This window comes from Spirochaeta lutea, from assembly GCF_000758165.1.
In the GTDB taxonomy this organism is placed as follows: domain Bacteria; phylum Spirochaetota; class Spirochaetia; order DSM-27196; family Salinispiraceae; genus Spirochaeta_D; species Spirochaeta_D lutea.
This window is the reverse complement of record NZ_JNUP01000003.1, coordinates 1-20,891: the sequence shown is the minus strand read 5'-3', so window position 1 is coordinate 20,891 and position 20,891 is coordinate 1. Positions and strand designations below refer to the sequence as shown.

Here is a 20,891-nt window from a genome sequence, read left to right as displayed (position 1 = left end):
GTATACTCTATGGGGAGAGCGACATGCAGATCGATTCAATTAATCCAAATAAAAAAGACGCAAAAAACTTTGAACTCCTGTGTAATATGGCTGAGCTAACAGCCTTATTTGAGCAAAAAAGTTCAGTGTCTGAATTTCTTCAAGATGTTGTGCGTATGGTTGCCGGCCACATGCATGCCGATGTCTGCTCCGTGTATTTATACAATGACACCCATGGGGAACTATTATTACGTGCTACAAAGGGTCTCAATCACTCTCAAGACGGAAGCGTCAGGCTAAAACCTGGTGAAGGCATAACAGGTAAATCCTTTGAAGAAAGCCGTCCGATCCGGGAGGGCAGGGCATCCCAGAATCCCTTTTTTAAACCCATTCCGGGAATCGAGGAAGAACAGTACCAAGCTTTTTTAGCAGTGCCTATACGCCGGGGAGTAAACCGAATAGGTGTTTTGACCCTCCAAGATAAAAGACCTAATGTGTTTACAAGCCAGGATACTCGAGCACTTAAAGCGATTGCCAGTCAGCTCGCCTCAACCCTGGAGAATGCCGAGGTCCTCATTGAGCTTTACCAGGGACAGGATGCCTCTCTGAAAACTCTGACGGAGGTGGATGGGACTTCTCCTAGTAGCGGCATTGCCATCGGTAGTGCCCTAATCTTGCGTACCCGCACTGCATCCTTTCGAACCCTTCCCATCCCGCCGCGGGAGGCAAATTTTGAATTCTCAGAAACCCATGAACTAACCAGGTTTGCCCATGCCCTCAGCCATACCAAGACCCAGCTTGAGCAGATGCAGCAGGCCTTGGATAATCGTGTCGCTGAAGTTGCAGATCTCATTTTCAGTGCCCATCTGCTAATGTTACGGGATGAAAAGTTTTCTGGTGCCATGCAAGAAAAGATTCAGGCTGGGTCCACAGCTGATGAGGCCGTCATTTCGGTGGTAAATTCCTATGTGGAGTTATTCGGTCGTCAAGAGAATATACGGGTGCGGGAAAAGGCACAGGATATCTTGGATCTCGGTTACCGAATGGTAAGGAACCTTGCCAAGCTTGAACATGTAAAAGGTGATTATAGCGGTCAGATTATCATAGTACCCGATATATTTCCAAGCGAGGTAGTCAAGCTCTCAGCTCAGAACGCCGCCGGTCTGGTAGCCCTTGGAAGCGGCCATACAGCACATGTCGCCTTATTAGCTCGATCATTGAAGCTACCGGCCCTCTTTGTTTCCGAGGAAAGCGTTCTCTCAATTCAAACCGGAACGCCCCTCATCATTGATGGCAACCAGGATCGGTTGTATGTAGGACCCGGCAGCGACGTCATCACCCGATATGAAACGGCACTCCGAAACAGTATGGGCAGTAGTACTGCGGTAATTGAAGGCTGTAAGAAAGACTGTTTCACTACCGATGGGGTGGATATCCAAGTTATGGCAAACGTGAATCTTATCCAGGATGTGGAACTGGCGCTTTCCTGTCATGCCAACGGTATCGGTTTATATCGGAGTGAATTTCCATTCTTGGTGAGAAATGATTTTCCATCCGAGGAGGAACAAACCCGGTTGTACAAGCGTGTTGTAGATCCCATGGGTGATTACGAGGTAGTAATTAGAACCCTTGACGTGGGTGGTGACAAACTTCTCGGTGCTCATCAGCAGTATCGTGAAGCAAACCCCTTTCTAGGATTTCGTGGGATACGGTTTTCCCTAGCAAATATTGATATTTTCAGGGAGCAAATACGGGCAATCCTGAGAGCAGGACAAGGCCACAGATTAAAAATAATGTTCCCCATGATTTCCTCCTTGGATGAATACGAAGCCGCTAAGGACGAGGTATTCCGAGCTATGGATGAACTCTCGAAGGATGAACTTGAGTTTAATGATGCCCCACAATTAGGGGCAATGATTGAACTCCCTGCTGCCGTTGAGATTGCCGGGGAACTTGCTGAAAAAACTGATTTTTTATCAGTGGGCACAAACGATCTGATAATGTACACCCTGGCTGTTGACCGTACCAATGAGCATATCGGAGGAATGTATAAGTCCCATCACCCCGCAGTCCTCCGCGTGCTCTCTCGGTTATTCAAGAATGTGGGAACCTCAATTAACCACCTCAGTGTCTGCGGTGAGGCAGCGAACCATCCAGCACTCACGAAGTTTTTAATCGGCTCAGGTATCAGGAAATTATCTGTCGATCCCAATAAAATCCCGACCCTGAAAACCTACATCTCCGAGCAAAATACTGCTGCTGTATCAACATTTGCCCAAGATCTACAAACCCTTTCAAGTATAAGGGATATAGAAGCCTATCTTGATGAACAGGGAGTACCTTACAACCATGTCTGAATCCATCCATAAGAGAAAAATCGACGAACAAACCCAGCGACAGAAACGGAGGATACGGTCTTATGTGCTCCGGCAATCCCGTATGAGCAATCTTCAACAACGGGCCTATGATGGACTTTTCCCCCAATACGGTTTCACCTACGATCCGAACAAGGTAATCACAGGAGCGGATTATCCTAAGAACAATCCGCTAATCATTGAGATCGGCTTTGGTATGGGGCATGCTACTGCTGAGATCGCACGGAAACGACCTGATAGAAACTTTCTTGGCATCGAGGTTCACTCACCCGGTGTCGGGGCTTTATTGGCGCGAATCGAAGAAAACAATCTCCAAAATCTGAAAGTGATTCAGCACGATGCCATTCCAGTTCTCATACATATGATTCCCCAGATGAGTATTGAGGGGATCCATCTCTTCTTCCCAGATCCCTGGCCTAAAAAGCGGCACAAAAAGCGTCGAATTTTCCAATCCAGTCTCCTTTCCATCGTCAGTGAGAAATTAATACCTGAAGGATATGTTTATGCAGTGACCGATTGGGAAGATTATGCACAACAGATGTTAGAAACCTCCAATAACCACCCAGATTTCACAAATGCCTACCATGGCTCCTTTGCCTCTGATATTGAGTGGCGGCCGCAGACTGCCTTCGAACGTAAGGGCTTGGCAAAAAACCATCGCATCTATGAATTGTTTATCCAGAAAAGACGCATTAATATACAATAATAGTCTATATACTTGCAAAAAGGACTATGATAAGATCATACCATGGATGAAAACACCTTTTTAGACGAGCATGCAGCTTACGCAGGATCATTACGGGTGATCACCCCGGAATCTTACTCCCGATACGGTGTCAAACGTGGTCTCCGCAATGATGACGGCACGGGAGTACTTGTCGGCTTAACTGAAATTGGGGATGTTCATGGTTACATACTGGATGAAGGCGAAAAAACCGCCGTTGAAGGTAGACTACGTTATCGGGGAATCGATGTCAAAGACATAGTCAGCGGCTTTCAACAGGATAACCGTTTTGGATATGAGGAGACGGTATATCTTTTGCTTTTCGGCACCTTACCCACCCAGCAGCAACTCTCCGATTTTATCGAACTCCTAGGCGAAAAACGTTCCATGCCCACCGGATACTGGGAAGATATTATCATGCGATCCCCCAGTACGGACATCATGAATAAGCTCGGTCGTGCCGTCCTGGGTGCCTACTCCTACGATCAAAACCCGGAAGATTACAGCATTAAAAACATTCTACGGCAGTGTATCGAGTTGATCGCTCGATTTCCGGCCCTGGTAGCGTACAGCTACCAATCCAAAAGACGGTTTTTTGATAATGAAAGTCTACATGTCCACAGTCCTGACCCGCGATTATCAACTGCGGAGAATTTCCTCCAGATGATTCGCCCCGATCAGCACTTCACCAAACTCGAAGCCGAGGTTCTTGATCTGGCCTTGGTTCTCCATGCAGAACATGGCGGCGGCAACAACTCGGCCTTCACCGTCCACGTCGTCAGTTCTGCATATACGGATACCTACTCCGCAATTTCGGCTGCAGTAGGAAGCCTGAAAGGGTTAAGACATGGTGGTGCTAATAACCGCGTCATGGGTATGATGCATAATTTACAGGAAAAGATCTCTTCTTGGGATGATTCAGATGCAATTGCCAGTCATTTACGGCTTCTATTAGAAGGAAGGGAATACGATAACTCCGGTTTAATTTACGGAATGGGACACGCCATCTACACCCTCTCCGATCCCCGGGCCATTCTATTGAAGGCCAAGGCGGAAGAGCTTGCACAAGCCAAGGGCGGGAAACTCCTCGAGGAATTTGAACTGTATAAACGTGTGGAAATCCTTACCCCGGAAGTCTTCAGGCGGGTAAAAAAATCCGATAAGGTTGTTGCTCCCAATGTGGATTTTTATTCTGGATTTGTCTATAAGATGTTGAACATTCCCCCTGAGCTGTATACCCCTATATTTGCCCTAAGCCGAATAGCAGGTTGGGCAGCTCATCGTATGGAAGAGCTCTCTATCGGCAGCAGAATCTACCGCCCGGCATACAAGAATGTACTTGGCGGTCAGGCCTACAGCAGACTAAACGATCGCTAATCTCTTGGGAAGTTAAAAAAAACATGTTTATCCCGGCGTAATGCAGCGCAATCCGGATTTAGGGCCCAGAGCCGCAAAATCTATCCTTGGGAAGACATACTCCGCCTAATCCACTCCGGGGGTCGGCAATACCGAATCCCATAACATGGTGGGGTACGCACTAAACAATTGATAGTGTGCAGAAGCTGTAACAACCCCGGATTAAGCGTTATCATCGGCGGTCCGGCTCAAGGGGTAGCCCCAATCATGAGTAATGGCACAAAGTTGTGCACTCTACCTCTGAAATTCTTCAACAGCTTGTTCAGATCCCCGGCACTTCCTCCGGAAATCTGAACAGCGTAATGACCGAATGACCGGTATGCCTACTCCTGAGAATTAAGCAGCTGAGCCTGTTTTACCACATCATCCGCAGCCTTGCCGGAGATCGGGTTGTAGTACACAAAATTCATTTCGAAACTTCCCGTACCCGAGGTTATGGAGCGTAGGTCTATGGAATAGCGCAACAGCTCGGACTGGGGCACCTCGGCACTAATCTCCATTATTCCTCCCCCTAGCGACTCCTGGCCTAACACGCGACCGCGTTTGGAGGATAGGTCAGATAAGACATCCCCTAGATACTGTTCATCAATGAACACATGAAGTTCCATTATTGGCTCGAGAAGGGTACACTTCCCCTTACCAAGGGCTTCCCGGAGGGCTCCCCGGGCGGCAAGCTTGAAGGCCATTTCCGAAGAATCTACCGGGTGTTCTTTTCCATCGATGACTGTAGCTTCTACATCAACAACCGGATACCCGGCGACAATGCCTTCCTCCATACCTTCCAATAGCCCTTTTTCGATCCCGGGCATGTATCCCCGGGAAATGGCTCCCCCCTTAATCTCATTGGCAAACTTAAACTGCTCGCCCCGAGGTAAGGGGGCAAATTTCATAACGACCCGTGCATACTGCCCGTGCCCTCCTGTCTGTTTCTTGTGGGTATACTCCGCATCAGCCGGAATCGTCATGGTTTCCCGAAACGCAACCCTGGGGGTGGAGGTTTGAATTTCCATTTTAGTACTCTTTTTAATCTTCTCAAGCACCAAATTGATATGCAGCTCTCCCATTCCCGAGAATACCGTCTCATGGGTTTCCTTGTTGTAACTGAGGTTGAGAGTTTTATCTTCCTCGGTGGCCTTTTGTAGTAATTCTGCCAATTTATCTTGGTCTTTTTTTGTGGAAGCGCTGATAGCGATTGAATGGACGGGTTGAGGAAGCTGTAAGGGCTTATAGTACAGGTTCTTCTCGGGTGAACAGAAGCTATCATTCGTATGGGCGCTGGCAATTTTGGCGATAATACCGAGATCTCCTGCGAACAATTCATCCACTTCTTCCAGCTTCTTTCCCTGGCACATATATATTTTACTAATGCGTTCTTTCTTATGTTCCCGGGTGTTCAAGATATCAACATCAGACCTAAGGGATCCTGTTACAACCTTAATATACGAAAGCTTACCGGCATATTGATCAATGCTTGTCTTAAAGCTGAAGGCACTGAAAAAATCATCCTTATGAATCGCAACATGGTTTTCGGTATGTTCATCATCATAATAGATTTCGTCGATTCCAGCGGGGGAGGGCGCTGCGATATTCAGGAAATCCAAGATAGCTGATACACCGGTGTTTAGCAGAGCAGCCCCGCAGAATACCGGAGTTAGCTTATTATCTACCAGACCTTCGGTAAGCCCCCTGATGGCTTCATCAACTGTTAAGTCTTCCTCTTCAAGATATTTCTCCATGAGCTCATCATCACCGACAGCTGCAGCTTCAATCATCGCCTCATGAAACTCTTGAGCAAGTTCCCTCATGTCCTCAGGAATCTCTGATTCTCGTTCCTTCTCACCGGGAGCATGGACCATATACGCTTTCATATGTATCAGATCAATAATCCCACGAAAGTCTTCGCCGGCACCAATGGGTATGGTAATCGGGATGAAGGGTTTTTTATCATCACCAAGCTTGGTTCGGATATCCTCCAAAACAGTATTGAAATCGGCCCGAGGCTGATCCATCTTATTAACGAAAACTATCCTGGGTTTATTACGCTTATCCAGACGACGCCAGAGCTTCAAGGTTTCAATCTCAACGCCTGCCTGGCTATCTACAAGCATCACAGCACTCTCAGCCGTCCGAAATGCGGCTATCACCTCTCCGACAAAGTCACTCGCCCCGGGTGTATCCAAGATATTTATCTTATGACCTTTCCAAAAAATATGGGATAGGGTCGTGTGAATGGACATCTTGTGATCAATTTCTTCTTCTGTAAAATCGCTTACTGATCGGCCAGACTCAACCGGTTCAGATTTTTCAATCTGATCCCCAGAAAATAACAGGTTCTCTACGAAGGTGGTTTTACCCGTACCTCCATGGCCAGCAACCGCGATGTTTCTAATGTCTTCGGTGCTGTAGCTCATATACCCCTTCCTTTCCGATCCCTACCATGGGAGCGTTCCATCTATGTTGCTTCTATGATAGGGGGGGGTATTTTGAACTGTCAAATCTATTTTGGGGAGAAATGACTAAACTCCATAGCGAAGGTACCTCTCCCCTGGGTCATGCTTCGTAGGCTGGTGGAATACCCGAACATTTTCTCCAAAGGAGCCTGAGCCTTGATGTGCTCAATAGCTGTTCTGCTTTCAATCTGCTGTACCAATCCGCCGCGCATAGTAATTCCGGAGATTACCTCGCCAAGGTATTCTTTCGGCGTCATGATATCGATTTTCATTACAGGTTCAAGTAACACTGGACCGGCTAATTCCGCTGCCTCATCAAACCCCATACTTGCAGCCGCTTCATAAGCAAAGATTGAATCGGTTTCCGGCGTGAAATCGATACCGGTCAATGTGAAGGTGATATCGATACACGGATAGCCAAAGCGAATTCCCGATGAAAAAGCGGATGTAACACTCTGCTCAATACCCCGGATGAATTCCTCCGGGACCTGTCCCGGCCGGATTTTGGAAATAAATCTGTTTCCGGCGGCTTTCTCACTCGGAGCAATAGTGAACTGGATCCGGGCTGTTTGAACCTTCCCGCCAATCATTTTCTCGTAACTAAAGCTATGATCCACAGGGCTGCTAATGCTTTCCCGGTAACTAACCTGCTGTTTGCCCATTTTTGCGGCTAGTTTATAGTCATCCTTTATTCTTGTAGTTACAACATCGAGATGGAGTTCTCCCATACCGGAAATAATCAATTCCCCGGTCTCTTCATCCTCCTTCCAGAAAAATGTGGGATCTTCCTGGGCAATCAGTGATAGTACTTCCTTTAGTTTATCCCGATCGGATAAGGTTTTCGGTTCAATGGCACTTGAAATAACAGGTTCAGGAAAATGCATAGACTCCAGAATCACCGGCAGCCCCTCGGAGGCAATGGTATCTCCGGTTTGCGCAATCTTAAATCCAATAATAACCCCAATATCCCCGGCATTCAGAACATCGATTGATTCGGATCGATTAGAATGCATACGGAGAAGCCTATTTATTCGTTCCCGCTTTTTTTTGCTAGCATTGTATACTGCTGTCCCGGCTTTTATACTTCCGGAATAGACTCTCACGAAACACATGGGGCCGGCTTCTCGGTCATGGTGGATTTTGAAAATGAGAGCCACAGGGCTCTCATCCGTTGACCGGTTGAATAATACATTGGTTTGCTTTTTTATATGCAACCCTTCAATGGGAGGCAATTCATCAGGCGCTGGCAGAAAATCAACGATATTATCCATTACAAGCTGTACACCGATATTCCGCAAAGAGGCTCCACAGGTAACAGGTATCAGTGCCCGTTGAATCGTCTGCTCCCGGAGTATCGAATTAATCTCCGCTGCACTAACCTCCTGACCGTCTAATACCTTCTCGGTAAGAGAATCCGAAAACCGTGTCAGCTGATCAAGAAGCACCTCTCTCCACCGCGCAGCCTCTTCAAGGTGAGAATCACGTATCGGCCTGGTTTCAATATCCGAGCCCTTACTATCTGGATTCCAATGCCGCTCCTCCATGGTGCGAAGGTCGATAATACCTTCAAAGTTATTTTCTGCTCCGATTGGGAGGGTTAAGACGGCTGGCTCGCATTGGAATTTTTCCTTCATTTCTTCAATTACCGCGAAGAAATCAGCCCCAATCCGATCCATTTTATTAATATATGCTATTCGAGGTACATTGTAGGTATCAGCCTGGTGCCAAACCGTTTCACTCTGGGGCTCAACACCGCCGACAGCACAGAAAATTGCAACCGTACCATCCAAAACCCGCAATGAACGTTCAACCTCGGCAGTAAAATCCACATGGCCGGGAGTATCAATGATATTGATTTTACAATCCTTCCAATAGCAGGTAGTCGCAGCTGAGGTAATGGTTATACCGCGGTTCTGCTCTTGTTCCATCCAGTCCATGGTGGCATTACCATCATCAACCTCGCCAAGTCGGTGGCTGCGCCCTGTATAGAAGAGAATTCTTTCGGTTGTGGTTGTTTTTCCGGCGTCTATATGCGCCATGATGCCAATATTGCGTGTTTTCTGAGTTTCCATAGAGCGCAAGTATAGCAAAAAAGAAAAATTTTTTATAGCCCAGCTGAATACCCCCGTAGGAGTGGCCGGCTCATCTACTATCATGAGAACGGACTGCTGCACCGCTTCAAACGATTATCTCGGATGCTCATGGCCTTCCGCAGCCTCATCCGCCCATAGCGGGAAGCACTATCGGCGTGGAACGCTTCGCAGCGATCATCCAGGGGGTATGGGGATGCCGGCGGTTTAGGAGAACAGTGGCTATCTTATGCACGGCTTGTACAGTGTGCAGAAGCTTGTAAACTACGCCAGATACAGCTGTGCTGCACCGGATTCGGCCCCAGGAATGGTGCCGTATAGGGGCAGAGTTACAACCTTTTGCGCACTATGTACGGCTTTGTAAAGGATTGAACTAAAGATCTGGAATATACTGTTACGCACCCCCAGGATGAACCTCCCGATAACTGTAACGGTGTCCGTTATAATGTGGGGGAGTGGGTGCGTAGGAGCCAATGAACGTACAGGATTGTTCGTACCACTAACCGTAGTCAACATAAATTTCTTGTATAGTAATTGATTAAAAGTAATAGGAAAAGGGTATTATAATAAAGCAGAAGAGAAAAAATGGGCGATGACGGACTTGAACCGCCGACATCCTGCTTGTAAGGCAGGCGCTCTACCAACTGAGCTAATCGCCCGTGAACGATGCAGAACTTATCACGCTATTCAATTTATGGTCAAGAGGTTTCCGGTTATTATTGCAAGGATTTTTCAAGAGAAAAAAACCGGTCGGTGAATTCAGATCACCCATTCACCAATCATAGAAAACCAACTATACTTAACCTCTATGGCACAACAAATACGATATGTATTAACCTACAAAAAACTTGGCGAACTTATTAGTCTTGAGAACTTCCCTTCGGTATACGAGGCAATAAACTATTGTCGGACAGAAGGAATCGAAGACCCGGTTGAAATCAAACGGGTTGAGGTCATAGAAGAGCGGATGCTGAATCGCAGCCAAATCGAAACCCTACTTAACCGGAACTAAACTACTTGGAGTTACCATCTTGGATATCCTAATCAATACCGGCGCGGTCCTGTTGGGCCTGGTTTTTCTGTATGGAGGTGGCCACTTTCTGGTTGCGGGTGCCGGGGGAATTGCAAAAAAGCTAAAAATATCGGCTATTGTAATCGGACTCACTGTCGTAGCCTTTGGGACCAGTGCACCGGAGCTTTTCGTGAGCTCACTCTCAGCACTCAAGGGCTTGGCTTCCATATCCCTGGGCAACGTAATCGGATCAAACATAATCAATATTGCGCTCGTTCTCGGACTGTCTGCCATTTTTATGCCTATACCGGTCTCGAAAGCCATCGTCCGCCGGGACACGCCAATTATGTTCCTGAGCTACGGGTTATTGATTTTAAGTATACTCCTTTGGGGTTTCACCGAAGAACAAGCCTCCATTATTAACCGTGTAGAAGGGTTCATCCTCCTCGGCGTATTGGTGGTATACATACTTACCCTGTACCGAAAAAACAAAACTGCAGACCAAAACGGCGCAGACCTTGAGGTTATTGATCTGCATGAGCTCGATAATGTCTCTGCTGATGAACCATGGATACCGCTGTTAGGGAAAACCCTGGGAGGAATCGCAGCCCTTGCGTTCGGGGCGGAAATACTAGTTAATGGCGCAAGCTGGCTTGCTATCCATGTCTTCAACGTGAGTGAACGCTTTGTAGGGATTACTATTGTGGCGTTTGGGACAAGTCTCCCGGAACTGGTTACCAGCATCGTAGCCATGGCCAGAAAAGAAGCTGATATCTCCGTCGGTAATATCATTGGCAGCAATATCTTCAATACCCTTGCGGTAATAGGTGTAACCGCAGTCATACAACCCCTGCCGGTAATGTTCAGTCAATTTAGTCTAGATTTTCTAATAATGGTGGCTATTTCAACACTTCTCTATCTGGTTTTTATTGTGTTGGGAAAAATTCAGCGTTGGACTGGAGGTGTATTTTTGGCTCTCTATATTGGGTATGTCATTTTTCTCCTTCAGAATGCCTCGGTGTAAGGGCGGGTAGGTATGAGTCGAGAAATAGAGTTCGCAATTACAACCATCCCGGGCTTAGAAGATGTTGCAGCCCAGGAATGCGGTGGGCTTGGTATTACTATAGAGGCAACCTCCTCGGGGTTTATTCGATGCCGGGGTAAAAAGGAAAATCTCACTCGACTACTGCTGTTCACCAGGACGGTTCTAAGGGTTCTTGATCCTATTTTTCAGGGTAATTTTCAGTCTCAAGGAGATCTTGAAAAACATCTTTTTCGCTTTTCATGGGAGCGGTTTTTACGGCCCTGGCAAACCTTCAAGATCCTTACTATCGGGCGCTCCAGCCTAGCATCCGACAGATTCCTAACCCTTCGGATCAAGGATAGTATCGTTGACCGGCTTTCCCTAAAGCAGGGCAAACGGCCCTCAGTGGATACTAAAAATCCTGATGTTACCCTCACTCTTTTCCTAGGGGATTCGAATGTCACCGTCTACAGAGACGCTGCGGGCAAACCTCTTTCCTTCCGGGGTTACCGATCCCAGGCTGGTGAGGCCCCCCTGAACGAAGTCATAGCCGCGGGGCTCTGCAATATCCTCGGTTGGCAGGGCAGGGGAGTATTTATTGACCCGATGTGCGGGAGCGGTACTATTGCCATCGAAGCAGCCCTGATATCCAAGGGACTGTACCCGCAGCGATCACGTCCCCAAGGTTTTGCAATCTCTCACTGGCCGGATAAAAAGGCCTTCGGTTGGCAGGACTCAGCTGAGTTTTCCCCAGAACCCTTGCACGGAGAGTTTTGTATCATTGCCGCAGACCGAGATCCAAAAATGATCAAGTATGCACGCCAGAACGCCCGACGCGCCGGGGTAGAGATGGATATTCATTTCGTACATTCTCCCTTTAACCAACTTCATGAACGGACTGCCGGTATTCGATCAGGTCTATCATCCTCGGGAGAGAACCACCAGGAGTTCATCCTGATGAATCCGCCGTATGATAAACGTCTTAATCTCCAGGACGATCCAGGCCTTTATACGGATATTGGGGATACATTGAAGCAGCAATGGAGTGGCGCGGTTGCAGGGGTATTTACCGCCAATGGTAATCAAGCAAAACACATCGGTCTGCGCACTGATCGCAAAATCACCATAAAAAACGGACCTTTGGACGGCCGCTTTCTAATCTACACCCTGTATTAATTGTTGGAGGAATCAATGCAATCCATACCTGCCGAAGAACTGTCTGCAGCACAAAAACAGCTCCAGCATTTTATTACTGCCTGCCCGACCATGCATAATGCCCATGCAGAGATTGAGAAACGACTGAGCAATCTCGGCGCAAAACGACTTGAAGAGACTGAACGGTGGGACCTAAGCCCCGGCGGTTTGTACTACATCTCGAGAGAGCAAGGTGCAATTATGTCATTCCGTATGGGTATGAGATCACCGGATGAAACAGGATTTCGTATTGCAGCTGCGCACACCGATAGTCCGTTATTAAAGGTAAAACCCCAATCCATCCGAACCATGGGTGGGGGCCAGGTGTTGAATGTCGAGGTATACGGGGGACCGATACTTTCTTCATGGGTAGATCGTGAGCTTACCCTGGCCGGTAGTGCTCTGATTAAAACTTCAGGTGAAAAATCTCCCCGGTTGGAGAGCTTTTCCCTTCAGCATCCCGTCGCTCAAATCCCAAATCTTGCGATACACTTGAATCGGGAAATCAATAAGGGGTTTGAGTATAACCCCCAGACCCATCTTCAGGCGCTGTTATTTTCTTCAATTTCAGAGGAGCATCTGAGTAAGCCCCTAGAGTATCTCATCGCAGAGGCTCTTGGCATCGAGGTTACCCAGATCATTGGAGGAGATTGGTATCTCGTCCCCTCACAGATACCAGTCCTGTACAATGACCACACAATCTCTTCCGGAAGGATTGATAATCTAGCTGGTTGCCATGCTGTGTTACGCTCATTCTGCGCTACCCAAGCAGGGGATACTACACAAGTTGCGGTTTTTTATAACCATGAAGAGATAGGGTCCATGAGTCTTTCAGGCGCTAACGGACAATTCATCCACGGAAACCTACGCCGAATCTGTCTTCTATCCGGTGCAGATGAAGAGGGAATAACCATCAGCCTAGCTAAGTCCTTCCAGATTTCTGTGGACGCCGCACATGCAAATCATCCTAACTACCCGGAGAAATTTGACCCGGCGTATCCCGTTGAGTTAGGGAAGGGTCCTGTTGTAAAAATCAGCGCGCTCCAACGATACGCCACCACGCCGGTTACCATGGAACCGATACGCCAGATATGTGAAGATTTAGGCGTACCCTTTCAAATTATGGTAAACCGCTCTGATGTACCATCAGGGACAACCATTGGCCCGCTTTCCGTTTCCCGTACGGACATTCCGACCATTGATATCGGAATTCCCATCCATGCCATGCACAGCACCCGGGAAATAGGATCAGCTACCGACCATCACCATTTAATTCAGATACTTACAGAAATGTATAACCGAAACCATGTATGACTCAGAAATTAATCCACATCAGACAGATAAAACACGAATTTTTGAAGTGAACTGATAATTTTCCATGGTATATCCCCTGGAGGGTAACCGTGAAAATACCGCATAACCACAGATCCATGTGGATTCTTGATCTTCCCTGGTCAGAACTACCTTGGGATTTTCTTTTTAAACAGGTTCGGAGGATACGGGCCATGGAAAAATCCATGGTTTGGCTACTGTACCTTCTGATGCTCTATGGGATATCCAAATAACACCACACTCACACCAAACAATAATCAGTTCCGTAAGACCTGCCACGTATAGTACGCAAACGCTGTGTACCCTATTCGCCAGTTGTAGCAGCGTATTCGAGGCACTACCCGATGCAGTGAGGCTGAGATATCCCCTATAATTTTCCCCCTACATAAGCCTACTGGTGAAAACTGCTTTGTCATGTCCTTGGAATGCTGTGAATAGAAATAGATCAAAAAAAACAGTCGCGCCGGCGACTGTTTTTGGAGGTGGCGGGAGTTGAACCCGCGTCCTAAGGTGCATAGACTACGCTACTACAGGTTTAGTCTCTTTTTGTCTGTCAGAGCTAAGGAGGGGAAGAAACACACCTCTTAACCCTTAGTCTGCATGAATTTCCCATGGAAAATGCAGACGAAATTCCATGGTAAGCTCCGGGATCTTTCAGACCATCCTGAACTCAGAGCAGCATCCAGGTGATCCGTAGCAGTATTTAGGCTGCTAGTGCGTAATCTGCGTTATTATCGGCAGTTATACTGTTTGCCAATCAGGAGATGGCGCTCCACCTGCAACGTAGGCCACCACAGCCCCAGTCGAATCCGGAACACCCCCGGATATACTAGGATCCGTAGGATCCAACGCTCTAAACATAGTACTCATTTTTATTGAACAATTCAAGCACCTTCCCATGAAGGGCGGGATTGGCAGCTAATGCACTCGTTCCCAGACCAGGGTTTCCACTAAGATCCGTAATGCGCCCACCTGCCTCGGTAATGATAGGGTGGAGGCATGCCACATCCCAAAGGTTTACAATAGGATCAATCATGATATCGGCCTCCCCCCTGGCAAGCAAAGCATAGCCATGACCATCTGCCCAGGTCCGAGTGAACCCCACCGAACTAATCAACTCCGCTCCAGAGTCGGGATAGCGTCGTAGTAAATCGGTTGGATCTGTTACCTGAAGCCATGCTTTGGAAAGCGAAGCCTCTTCTGATACTGCTATTCTTCGCTGATTATAAAAGGCACCAACCCCCACACAAGCACTGGTTAATTCATTCAGTATTGGGTTATAGATTACCCCAATACTAGGCTTACCATCATAGAGGAGTGCTATCAACGTTGTGTACAAGGGGATTCCGTGAATGAATGATTTTGTACCATCAATAGGATCTACAACCCACTGGAATAGGCATCCATCCGTGGGATTTTTTTCTTCAAATTCCTCACCGATGATTCCATGGTCCGGATAGTGTTCGCTGATCAGCTCTCGTAACAGTTTTTCTGCATGGATATCTGCCTCTGTTACTGGCGATTCATCGCTTTTACGTGAGATATGCAGATCAGTTTTAAAAAAACTCTTTGTACTATCCCCGGCCTGTTTTGCAATATCCTGGGCAAATTGTAATAGAGACTCTTTTCTCATTGGAGGAAGATCAAAATCTACCACGTAGCTCCCTTTCAGATTCACGTCGTATATCTTTTTGTTTAATATCCTGTCGTTTATCATAGTTTTTTTTACCTCGGCAGATCCCCAATTCAATTTTAACCAGACCATGGGACAGTAAAAATGCCAGGGGTATTAAGGTGAAACCCTTCTCCTCGACCTTTTTTCGGAGCTTAGCCAATTCCGAACGGTGCACCAGAAGCTTCCGCTTCCGATCAGGATCATGATTAAATATGTTCCCCTGATCGTAGGTATTAATGTGAAGCCCTAGTAGCCACAGTTCATTGTCGATAATGCGAGCATACGCATCCGAAAAATTGAAATGATTCGCCCGCAGGCTTTTAACTTCTGTACCCTGAAGGGCAATCCCACATTCTAATGTTTCTTCAACATGATAATTGTGAAATGCTTTTCGATTTTTTCCGATTAACTTTTTTCCTGCTTGTAATGCCATAACCGGTGTAGTATATACCAGGGATTACGTGATGCACAGCACCTTTCTACAAACCACCGATGCATCTCATTGAACGCCCAAGGTCTACATGGTAGTATCTGTCTTCATGGCGATCCTACACTCCCCGCACCATACAGCAAGAAAAACCCAGGGATTTTCACGGCATGCCAGTCGCTATCGCCCCGAAAGTCCAGTCCTTATTTTTGGGAAACGACTTCTTGCCTTTCTGTTACTAACCCTACTATTACACAGCCTGTTCACCACTGTTGTAATACGCCCCATATCGATTACCACCGATAGTATGGGGCCGAGCCTTCAAGTTGGAGATCATGTCCTCTCAAGCCCACTGGCATATCAACTCACCCTGCCGATCCTGGGCACAATTATTCAGTACGGGAATCCTAAGCCAGGCGATCTCGTAACTCTTCTCGCCCCATATGAACAGGCTCAATCATTTGGAGAAAGAGTACTCTCTTTTTTCACCGGCCCCCTAGGGTTTCTTTCCTCCCTGGGTGATTCACCTCTGTCCGGTCTCCAAGAACCCCTGCAGATCAAACGCATCATCGCCGGCCCGGGTGATACGGTTCTATTGGAAGCAAATCGTTTTTTTATCAAACCGGCGGGGAGCAACAGGTTCATTACCGAGGAAGAATACCTACATAAATCGCGATACTACGATGCCTCTATGGCCTATGATCTGCCGCCAACCCTTCCGTTAAGCGGTACTCAATCTGAACAAATCCTTGGACCAGGTGAGTATTTTGTTGCTGCTGACAACCGCGGGAACACCATGGATAGCCGTCACTGGGGTGGTGTAAACCGGAAAAATATTCGTGGTAAGATATTTCTTCGGTACAAACCAATGGCTGATTTTGGATTATTACCCTAGCGCTCCCATCCCTAAGTAATACCTATCGCGCAAAAGCGTTATAAACGACACCAATATAACGGAACAACCTATGTTGGGTAGTGTCGCCAGGGGGCAATGGTACACCCTTTGCGCACTATATGAGAGATTGGGCGTTCATTGACAGCCAAGTTTTTGGTGTGCTATTTTTTAATCCCGAATTCATAGTATAATTCGTTCTAAGGAGAACCAATGTCAGGTCATAGTAAATGGGCAACGATCCGTCATAAAAAGGGCGCTGCCGATGCTAAACGCGGTAAAATCTTCACAAAAATTATCAAAGAAATAATGGTGGCAGCCAAAATGGGTGGTGGGGACCCTGAGACAAACGCAAAACTACGAACTATAGTCAATAAAGCCCGAGCGGCCAATATGCCCAAGGATAACATTGAGCGAGCCATAAAAAAGGGTATTGGAGATACCGATGGGGCGAACTATGTAGAGTTGGTCTATGAAGGATATGCTCCCGGCGGGGTTGCGATCATGATCGAAGCCCTTACAGACAATAAGAATAGAACCGCTGCCGATGTACGAAGCACCCTTACTAAGGCCGGAGGAAATCTTGGTGAGACAGGCTGTGTCGCCTACATGTTCAATAAAAAAGGTATAATTACCCTTGATGGAAATAAGTATTCTGAAGAACAGGTTCTGGAGATTGTCCTCGAAGCAGGTGCAGAGGATGTAAAAAATGAAGGCGAGTATATCGAAATTGAGTGCACCCCCGAGGATTTTGAATCTGTTACTCAAGCACTGGAGAATGCAGAAATTGCACCTGAGAACTCGGAGGTAATGCTTGTGGCCGACACTACCCTCAGTTTGGATGAGGATAGTACCAGGAAGGTACTACGCCTGATTGAAACCTTGGAGGATAATGACGATATTCAAAATGTGTCTACCAACCTTGATATCCCAGATGATTTTGATTACTAATCACGCATGAACTACACCTGCCATGGATGAGGTACTTATAGGAATCGACCCGGGTCTCGCTGCTACTGGTTACGGCGTCATTTCCGTCCGGGGTACCGCAATCGTACATCGTGACCACGGAGTCATCCGTACCTCATCATCTGATGCTACCGGGAAACGCCTCAATATCCTTTACAAAGAGATTTCTCGTCTCCTTGACCTCTACCAACCTACCGGGGTCGGGATAGAACAGTTATTTTTTGCCAAAAACGTCACCAGTGCATTACCCGTTGCAGAAGCTCGCGGTGTTGTACTGCTTTGTCTCGAACAACGGGCGCTGCTAACCCAGGAATTCACCCCCCTGGAAATAAAACAATCTATTGTAGGGGTGGGAAGGGCAACCAAGGAGCAGGTACAGGAAATGGTAAAATTTCTGCTTGGATTAACCCAAAAGCCAAAGCCTGACCATGCAGCAGATGCCCTGGCTGCTGCTATCTGCTTGTACCATAGGAGTAAGTGGCATGATTTATCGAATCCGCGGTACCATTGAAGAACTGCTGGAGGGGGTTGTGGTTCTGGAACAGGGGGGGGTCTCCTTCCAACTTGAGGTATCCCAGACAACCCTAGGTGTTCTGGCTCAGATACAATCCAAGCAATCAGAAACATCACTCTATACCTACCTTCATGTCCGTGAAGATCTGCTCCAGCTCTACGGGTTTGCGTCCCTTCAGGAAAAGGAGGTGTTTCTTGCGCTCTTATCGGTTTCTGGCATCGGTCCCAAACAGGCCCTTAAAATCCTCTCCGGAATATCCCCAGAGGATTTTATTTCCGTTATTGAACGTGAGGACATCAAACACCTTGAAAGTCTTCCGGGATTAGGAAAGAAAACTGCCCAAAAAATCCTACTCGCCTTGGCCGGCAAACTCTACCTTGAACATCCCGCCGGTGAGAAAAGTCCACGCAGCAAGTTGCCACAAACCATAGACGCCATAGCAACAGCATTGATAGAAATGGGATTTGAACGAAGGGTGGTGATAACAGCGCTCCCGGAGATTGGAACAACCATTCTAGGGGAACTCCATCCAGAACTTACGAACCTCGCAAGCTTAGAAAAGTTACCATCCGGTGAGCGGAACGCCTTTGAGGGAGAACTAATGCGTCGTGCAATCATCGAACTGAGTTAACAAAGCGCTTCTAACCTGATAGTCTATATCTGTGGAATCCTACGAAAGCTACTTAGACCCCAGTATCAACAACCTCGACCAGACAATGGATGATGGGACCTTAGCTCTACGACCTCTCCTGCTACGAGATTTTCAGGGGCAAGCAGATCTTAAAGAGAACCTTGGAATTTTTATTTCCGCTGCTAGGGAGCGTCAGGAACCCCTGGACCATATTTTTTTAAACGGCCCCCCGGGACTGGGTAAAACAACATTGGCCCAGATCATCGCCCACGAAATGAGCGGTGAAATCCGCATAACCTCAGCTCCCGCCCTGGAGAAACCAAAAGATCTCGCCGGACTCCTGACGAGTCTGACACCGGGCTCCATCTTTTTTATTGATGAGATCCATCGGCTCAAACCTGCTCTGGAGGAGATGCTCTATGTGGCGATGGAAGATTTTCAGCTAGATTGGGTAATCGGACAGGGGCCTGCAGCCAGAACTATTCGGGTGCCTGTGCCGGCCTTCACCCTCATAGGCGCAACAACAAAGCCCGGGATGGTCTCAAGCCCGCTGCACACCCGGTTTGGCATAAATCTGCGTATAGATCTATATCCACCTGAAGAAATTGCCCTCGTGTTACGGAGATCAGCATCCATTCTACAAATATCAATTGAAGAGCAGGCAGCAAAGCTTCTCAGCCACTGTAGTCGCGGCACACCCCGGGTAGCGAATAGATTGCTCCGCCGTATGCGAGACTTTGCTCAGATTTTGGGTGATGGCATTATCACCGAATCAATCCTGAAAGACAGTCTTTCCAGACTTGGAATAGATCTCCTAGGATTAGAGGAACAGGACCGCCGGATACTCCGATCTATCATCGAATTCTATCAAGGCGGGCCAGTCGGAGCAGACACCTTGGCTATTTCTGTTGGGGAGTCTACTGATACATTAGAGGATTTTTATGAGCCATATCTCATTCAACAAGGCTTCATCCAACGCACTCCCCGTGGAAGAATGGTAACCCAGCGAGCCTATACCCACCTGGGCCTTCCAGTCCCTGAAGCAAAATCCATTGAACAAAGAAAAGGACCGGATTCAACGCATGAAGACCAACAACTTCTCTTTTAATCTACCAGAACATCTCATTGCCCAATACCCGTCAGACAAACGGGGTACTAGTAGATTACTTGTAGCGAACATCACACCGGGTTCCGCTCCTCGGATGACCCATACTCGTGTTGAGGAAATTTCCCAACATCTACCAAGCGGTTCATTGCTTATTTTTAACGATTCCCGGGTGCGAAAGGCCAGAATATTCGGAACCAATCAAAAAACCGGAAGCAGGGTTGAGTTTTTGCTCGTGGAAGAAACCAATGACCCTACCACCTGGAAGGCTATGGCCAATAAATCAAAAAAGCAACGTGAAGGTACTGTTTACAGGTTTCCACAGGGCGTCCAGGGAACAATAATCGGAAATGATGCAAATCTGAAACTACTGCAGTTTTCACAACCGATATCGGATACCTACCTAGACAAGAACGGCCATATTCCGCTCCCCCCCTATATCGACCGAACTGATGAGCCCCTGGATGAAACACGCTACCAAACCGTCTATGCAAGAGCAGACCACACCGGATCCGTTGCCGCTCCAACGGCCGGCCTGCATTTCACCCCGGAAATCCTGGAAGCTCTAACGGCTGAAGGTCATACTATCGCATATGTGACCCTCCATGTCGGATTAGGAACCTTCCTCCCAGTCCGAACCGAAGACATAGAACAGCATAGGATGCATACCGAACACTATTCCATTCCGGAAAAAACAGCCCAGTTGGTCAACAAAGCAAAGGAAGAGGGTCGACCGATCATTGCCGTCGGCACAACATCTATACGCACCCTGGAATCCGCGTGGGATCCCCGTACCCAACAACTGAAGAGCGGCATGAGTAAAACAGGCATATTCATATATCCGGGCTACAGCTTCCAGGTGATTAACGGAATTTTTACTAATTTTCATACACCGGAATCTACGTTGCTCATGTTGGTAAGTGCCTTTGCCGGTTTAGACGCAATAAAACAGATTTATGCCACCGCAGTGCAGCTTGAATACCGTTTCTTCTCCTACGGTGATGCCATGTTGCTTCTGTAAGCTATAGACAGTGCGCAAAAGCCTGTAACTTTTTTGTGCCTCAGAAACCCCCAGAGCACAC

At 47.4% G+C, this 20,891-nt stretch carries 17 protein-coding genes, 1 tRNA gene and 1 other RNA gene; 13 read left to right on the top strand and 6 right to left on the bottom strand.

Annotated elements, in window-relative coordinates; genetic code table 11:
* Window positions 1–23: 23 nt before the first annotated feature.
* The 3 genes from ptsP to DC28_RS00610 are packed head-to-tail and all read left to right on the top strand — an operon-like array spanning window position 24 to window position 4,455.
* Window positions 24–2,336 carry a phosphoenolpyruvate--protein phosphotransferase gene (gene ptsP / locus DC28_RS00620; protein ID WP_052078276.1) on the top strand — a complete coding sequence of 771 codons (2,313 nt, stop codon included), beginning with the start codon at window positions 24–26 and terminating at the stop codon, window positions 2,334–2,336.
* The gene (trmB, locus tag DC28_RS00615; RefSeq protein ID WP_037544581.1) at window positions 2,329–3,060 is read left to right on the top strand and encodes a tRNA (guanosine(46)-N7)-methyltransferase TrmB; all 732 of its coding nucleotides are present in this window, start codon (window positions 2,329–2,331) and stop codon (window positions 3,058–3,060) included. The genes ptsP and trmB overlap by 8 nt, the downstream gene beginning before the upstream one ends.
* Before the next feature lie 42 nt (window positions 3,061–3,102).
* Entirely contained in the window at window positions 3,103–4,455 is a 1,353-nt protein-coding gene (locus tag DC28_RS00610) for a citrate/2-methylcitrate synthase (RefSeq protein WP_037544579.1), read from the top strand.
* A gap of 362 nt (window positions 4,456–4,817) precedes the next feature.
* Here DC28_RS00610 and DC28_RS00605 read toward each other — a convergent pair whose 3' ends face one another.
* From DC28_RS00605 to DC28_RS00595, 3 genes are all read right to left on the bottom strand, one after another.
* The gene (locus DC28_RS00605) at window positions 4,818–6,905 is read right to left on the bottom strand and encodes an elongation factor G (RefSeq protein WP_037544578.1); all 2,088 of its coding nucleotides are present in this window, start codon (window positions 6,903–6,905) and stop codon (window positions 4,818–4,820) included.
* Between the two features lie 86 nt (window positions 6,906–6,991).
* On the bottom strand, window positions 6,992–9,016 hold the full coding sequence (gene fusA / locus DC28_RS00600) for an elongation factor G (protein ID WP_037545004.1): 2,025 nt from the start codon (window positions 9,014–9,016) through the stop codon (window positions 6,992–6,994).
* Window positions 9,017–9,620: 604 nt separating this feature from the next.
* Window positions 9,621–9,693: transfer RNA gene (locus DC28_RS00595), tRNA-Val, on the bottom strand.
* A gap of 149 nt (window positions 9,694–9,842) precedes the next feature.
* Here DC28_RS00595 and DC28_RS00590 point away from each other — a divergent pair.
* The 4 genes from DC28_RS00590 to DC28_RS00575 are packed head-to-tail and all read left to right on the top strand — an operon-like array spanning window position 9,843 to window position 13,578.
* Window positions 9,843–10,046: a hypothetical protein gene (locus DC28_RS00590; RefSeq protein ID WP_037544577.1), complete on the top strand. Its 204-nt coding sequence runs from the start codon at window positions 9,843–9,845 to the stop codon at window positions 10,044–10,046.
* Window positions 10,047–10,065: 19 nt separating this feature from the next.
* Window positions 10,066–11,070, top strand: a complete 1,005-nt coding sequence (locus tag DC28_RS00585) for a calcium/sodium antiporter (RefSeq protein ID WP_037544576.1) — start codon at window positions 10,066–10,068, stop codon at window positions 11,068–11,070.
* A 12-nt stretch (window positions 11,071–11,082) separates the two neighbouring features.
* Complete coding sequence (locus tag DC28_RS00580) at window positions 11,083–12,246, top strand: THUMP domain-containing class I SAM-dependent RNA methyltransferase (RefSeq protein ID WP_037544575.1); 1,164 nt, start codon at window positions 11,083–11,085, stop codon at window positions 12,244–12,246.
* A gap of 15 nt (window positions 12,247–12,261) precedes the next feature.
* Window positions 12,262–13,578 carry a M18 family aminopeptidase gene (locus DC28_RS00575; protein ID WP_052078275.1) on the top strand — a complete coding sequence of 439 codons (1,317 nt, stop codon included), beginning with the start codon at window positions 12,262–12,264 and terminating at the stop codon, window positions 13,576–13,578.
* Window positions 13,579–14,070: 492 nt separating this feature from the next.
* Here the strand turns inward: DC28_RS00575 and ssrA are convergent.
* From ssrA to smpB, 3 genes are all read right to left on the bottom strand, one after another.
* Window positions 14,071–14,418, bottom strand: a transfer-messenger RNA (tmRNA) gene (gene ssrA, locus DC28_RS15995).
* A gap of 31 nt (window positions 14,419–14,449) precedes the next feature.
* Window positions 14,450–15,253 carry an inositol monophosphatase family protein gene (locus tag DC28_RS00570; RefSeq protein WP_052078274.1) on the bottom strand — a complete coding sequence of 268 codons (804 nt, stop codon included), beginning with the start codon at window positions 15,251–15,253 and terminating at the stop codon, window positions 14,450–14,452.
* Complete coding sequence (gene smpB, locus DC28_RS00565) at window positions 15,240–15,704, bottom strand: SsrA-binding protein SmpB (RefSeq protein ID WP_037544574.1); 465 nt, start codon at window positions 15,702–15,704, stop codon at window positions 15,240–15,242. The genes DC28_RS00570 and smpB overlap by 14 nt, the downstream gene beginning before the upstream one ends.
* A 106-nt stretch (window positions 15,705–15,810) precedes the next feature.
* On the opposite strand from smpB, the gene lepB reads away from it, so the two are divergent.
* The 6 genes from lepB to queA all read left to right on the top strand — a co-directional run bounded on the left by lepB (window position 15,811) and on the right by queA (window position 20,830).
* A complete protein-coding gene (gene lepB, locus DC28_RS00560; RefSeq protein WP_037544573.1) occupies window positions 15,811–16,593 on the top strand; it encodes a signal peptidase I in 783 nt (260 codons plus the stop codon).
* Window positions 16,594–16,803: 210 nt separating this feature from the next.
* A complete protein-coding gene (locus DC28_RS00555) occupies window positions 16,804–17,541 on the top strand; it encodes a YebC/PmpR family DNA-binding transcriptional regulator (RefSeq protein WP_037544572.1) in 738 nt (245 codons plus the stop codon).
* A 22-nt stretch (window positions 17,542–17,563) separates the two neighbouring features.
* Window positions 17,564–18,070, top strand: coding sequence for a crossover junction endodeoxyribonuclease RuvC (gene ruvC / locus DC28_RS00550; protein WP_037544571.1), 507 nt, complete (start codon window positions 17,564–17,566; stop codon window positions 18,068–18,070).
* A complete protein-coding gene (gene ruvA, locus DC28_RS00545) occupies window positions 18,042–18,704 on the top strand; it encodes a Holliday junction branch migration protein RuvA (RefSeq protein ID WP_052078273.1) in 663 nt (220 codons plus the stop codon). Before ruvC ends, ruvA begins: the two co-directional genes overlap by 29 nt.
* An 85-nt stretch (window positions 18,705–18,789) precedes the next feature.
* The gene (gene ruvB, locus DC28_RS00540) at window positions 18,790–19,812 is read left to right on the top strand and encodes a Holliday junction branch migration DNA helicase RuvB (protein WP_052078335.1); all 1,023 of its coding nucleotides are present in this window, start codon (window positions 18,790–18,792) and stop codon (window positions 19,810–19,812) included.
* A complete protein-coding gene (gene queA, locus DC28_RS00535) occupies window positions 19,787–20,830 on the top strand; it encodes a tRNA preQ1(34) S-adenosylmethionine ribosyltransferase-isomerase QueA (protein WP_037544570.1) in 1,044 nt (347 codons plus the stop codon). The genes ruvB and queA overlap by 26 nt, the downstream gene beginning before the upstream one ends.
* Window positions 20,831–20,891 lie beyond the last annotated feature (61 nt).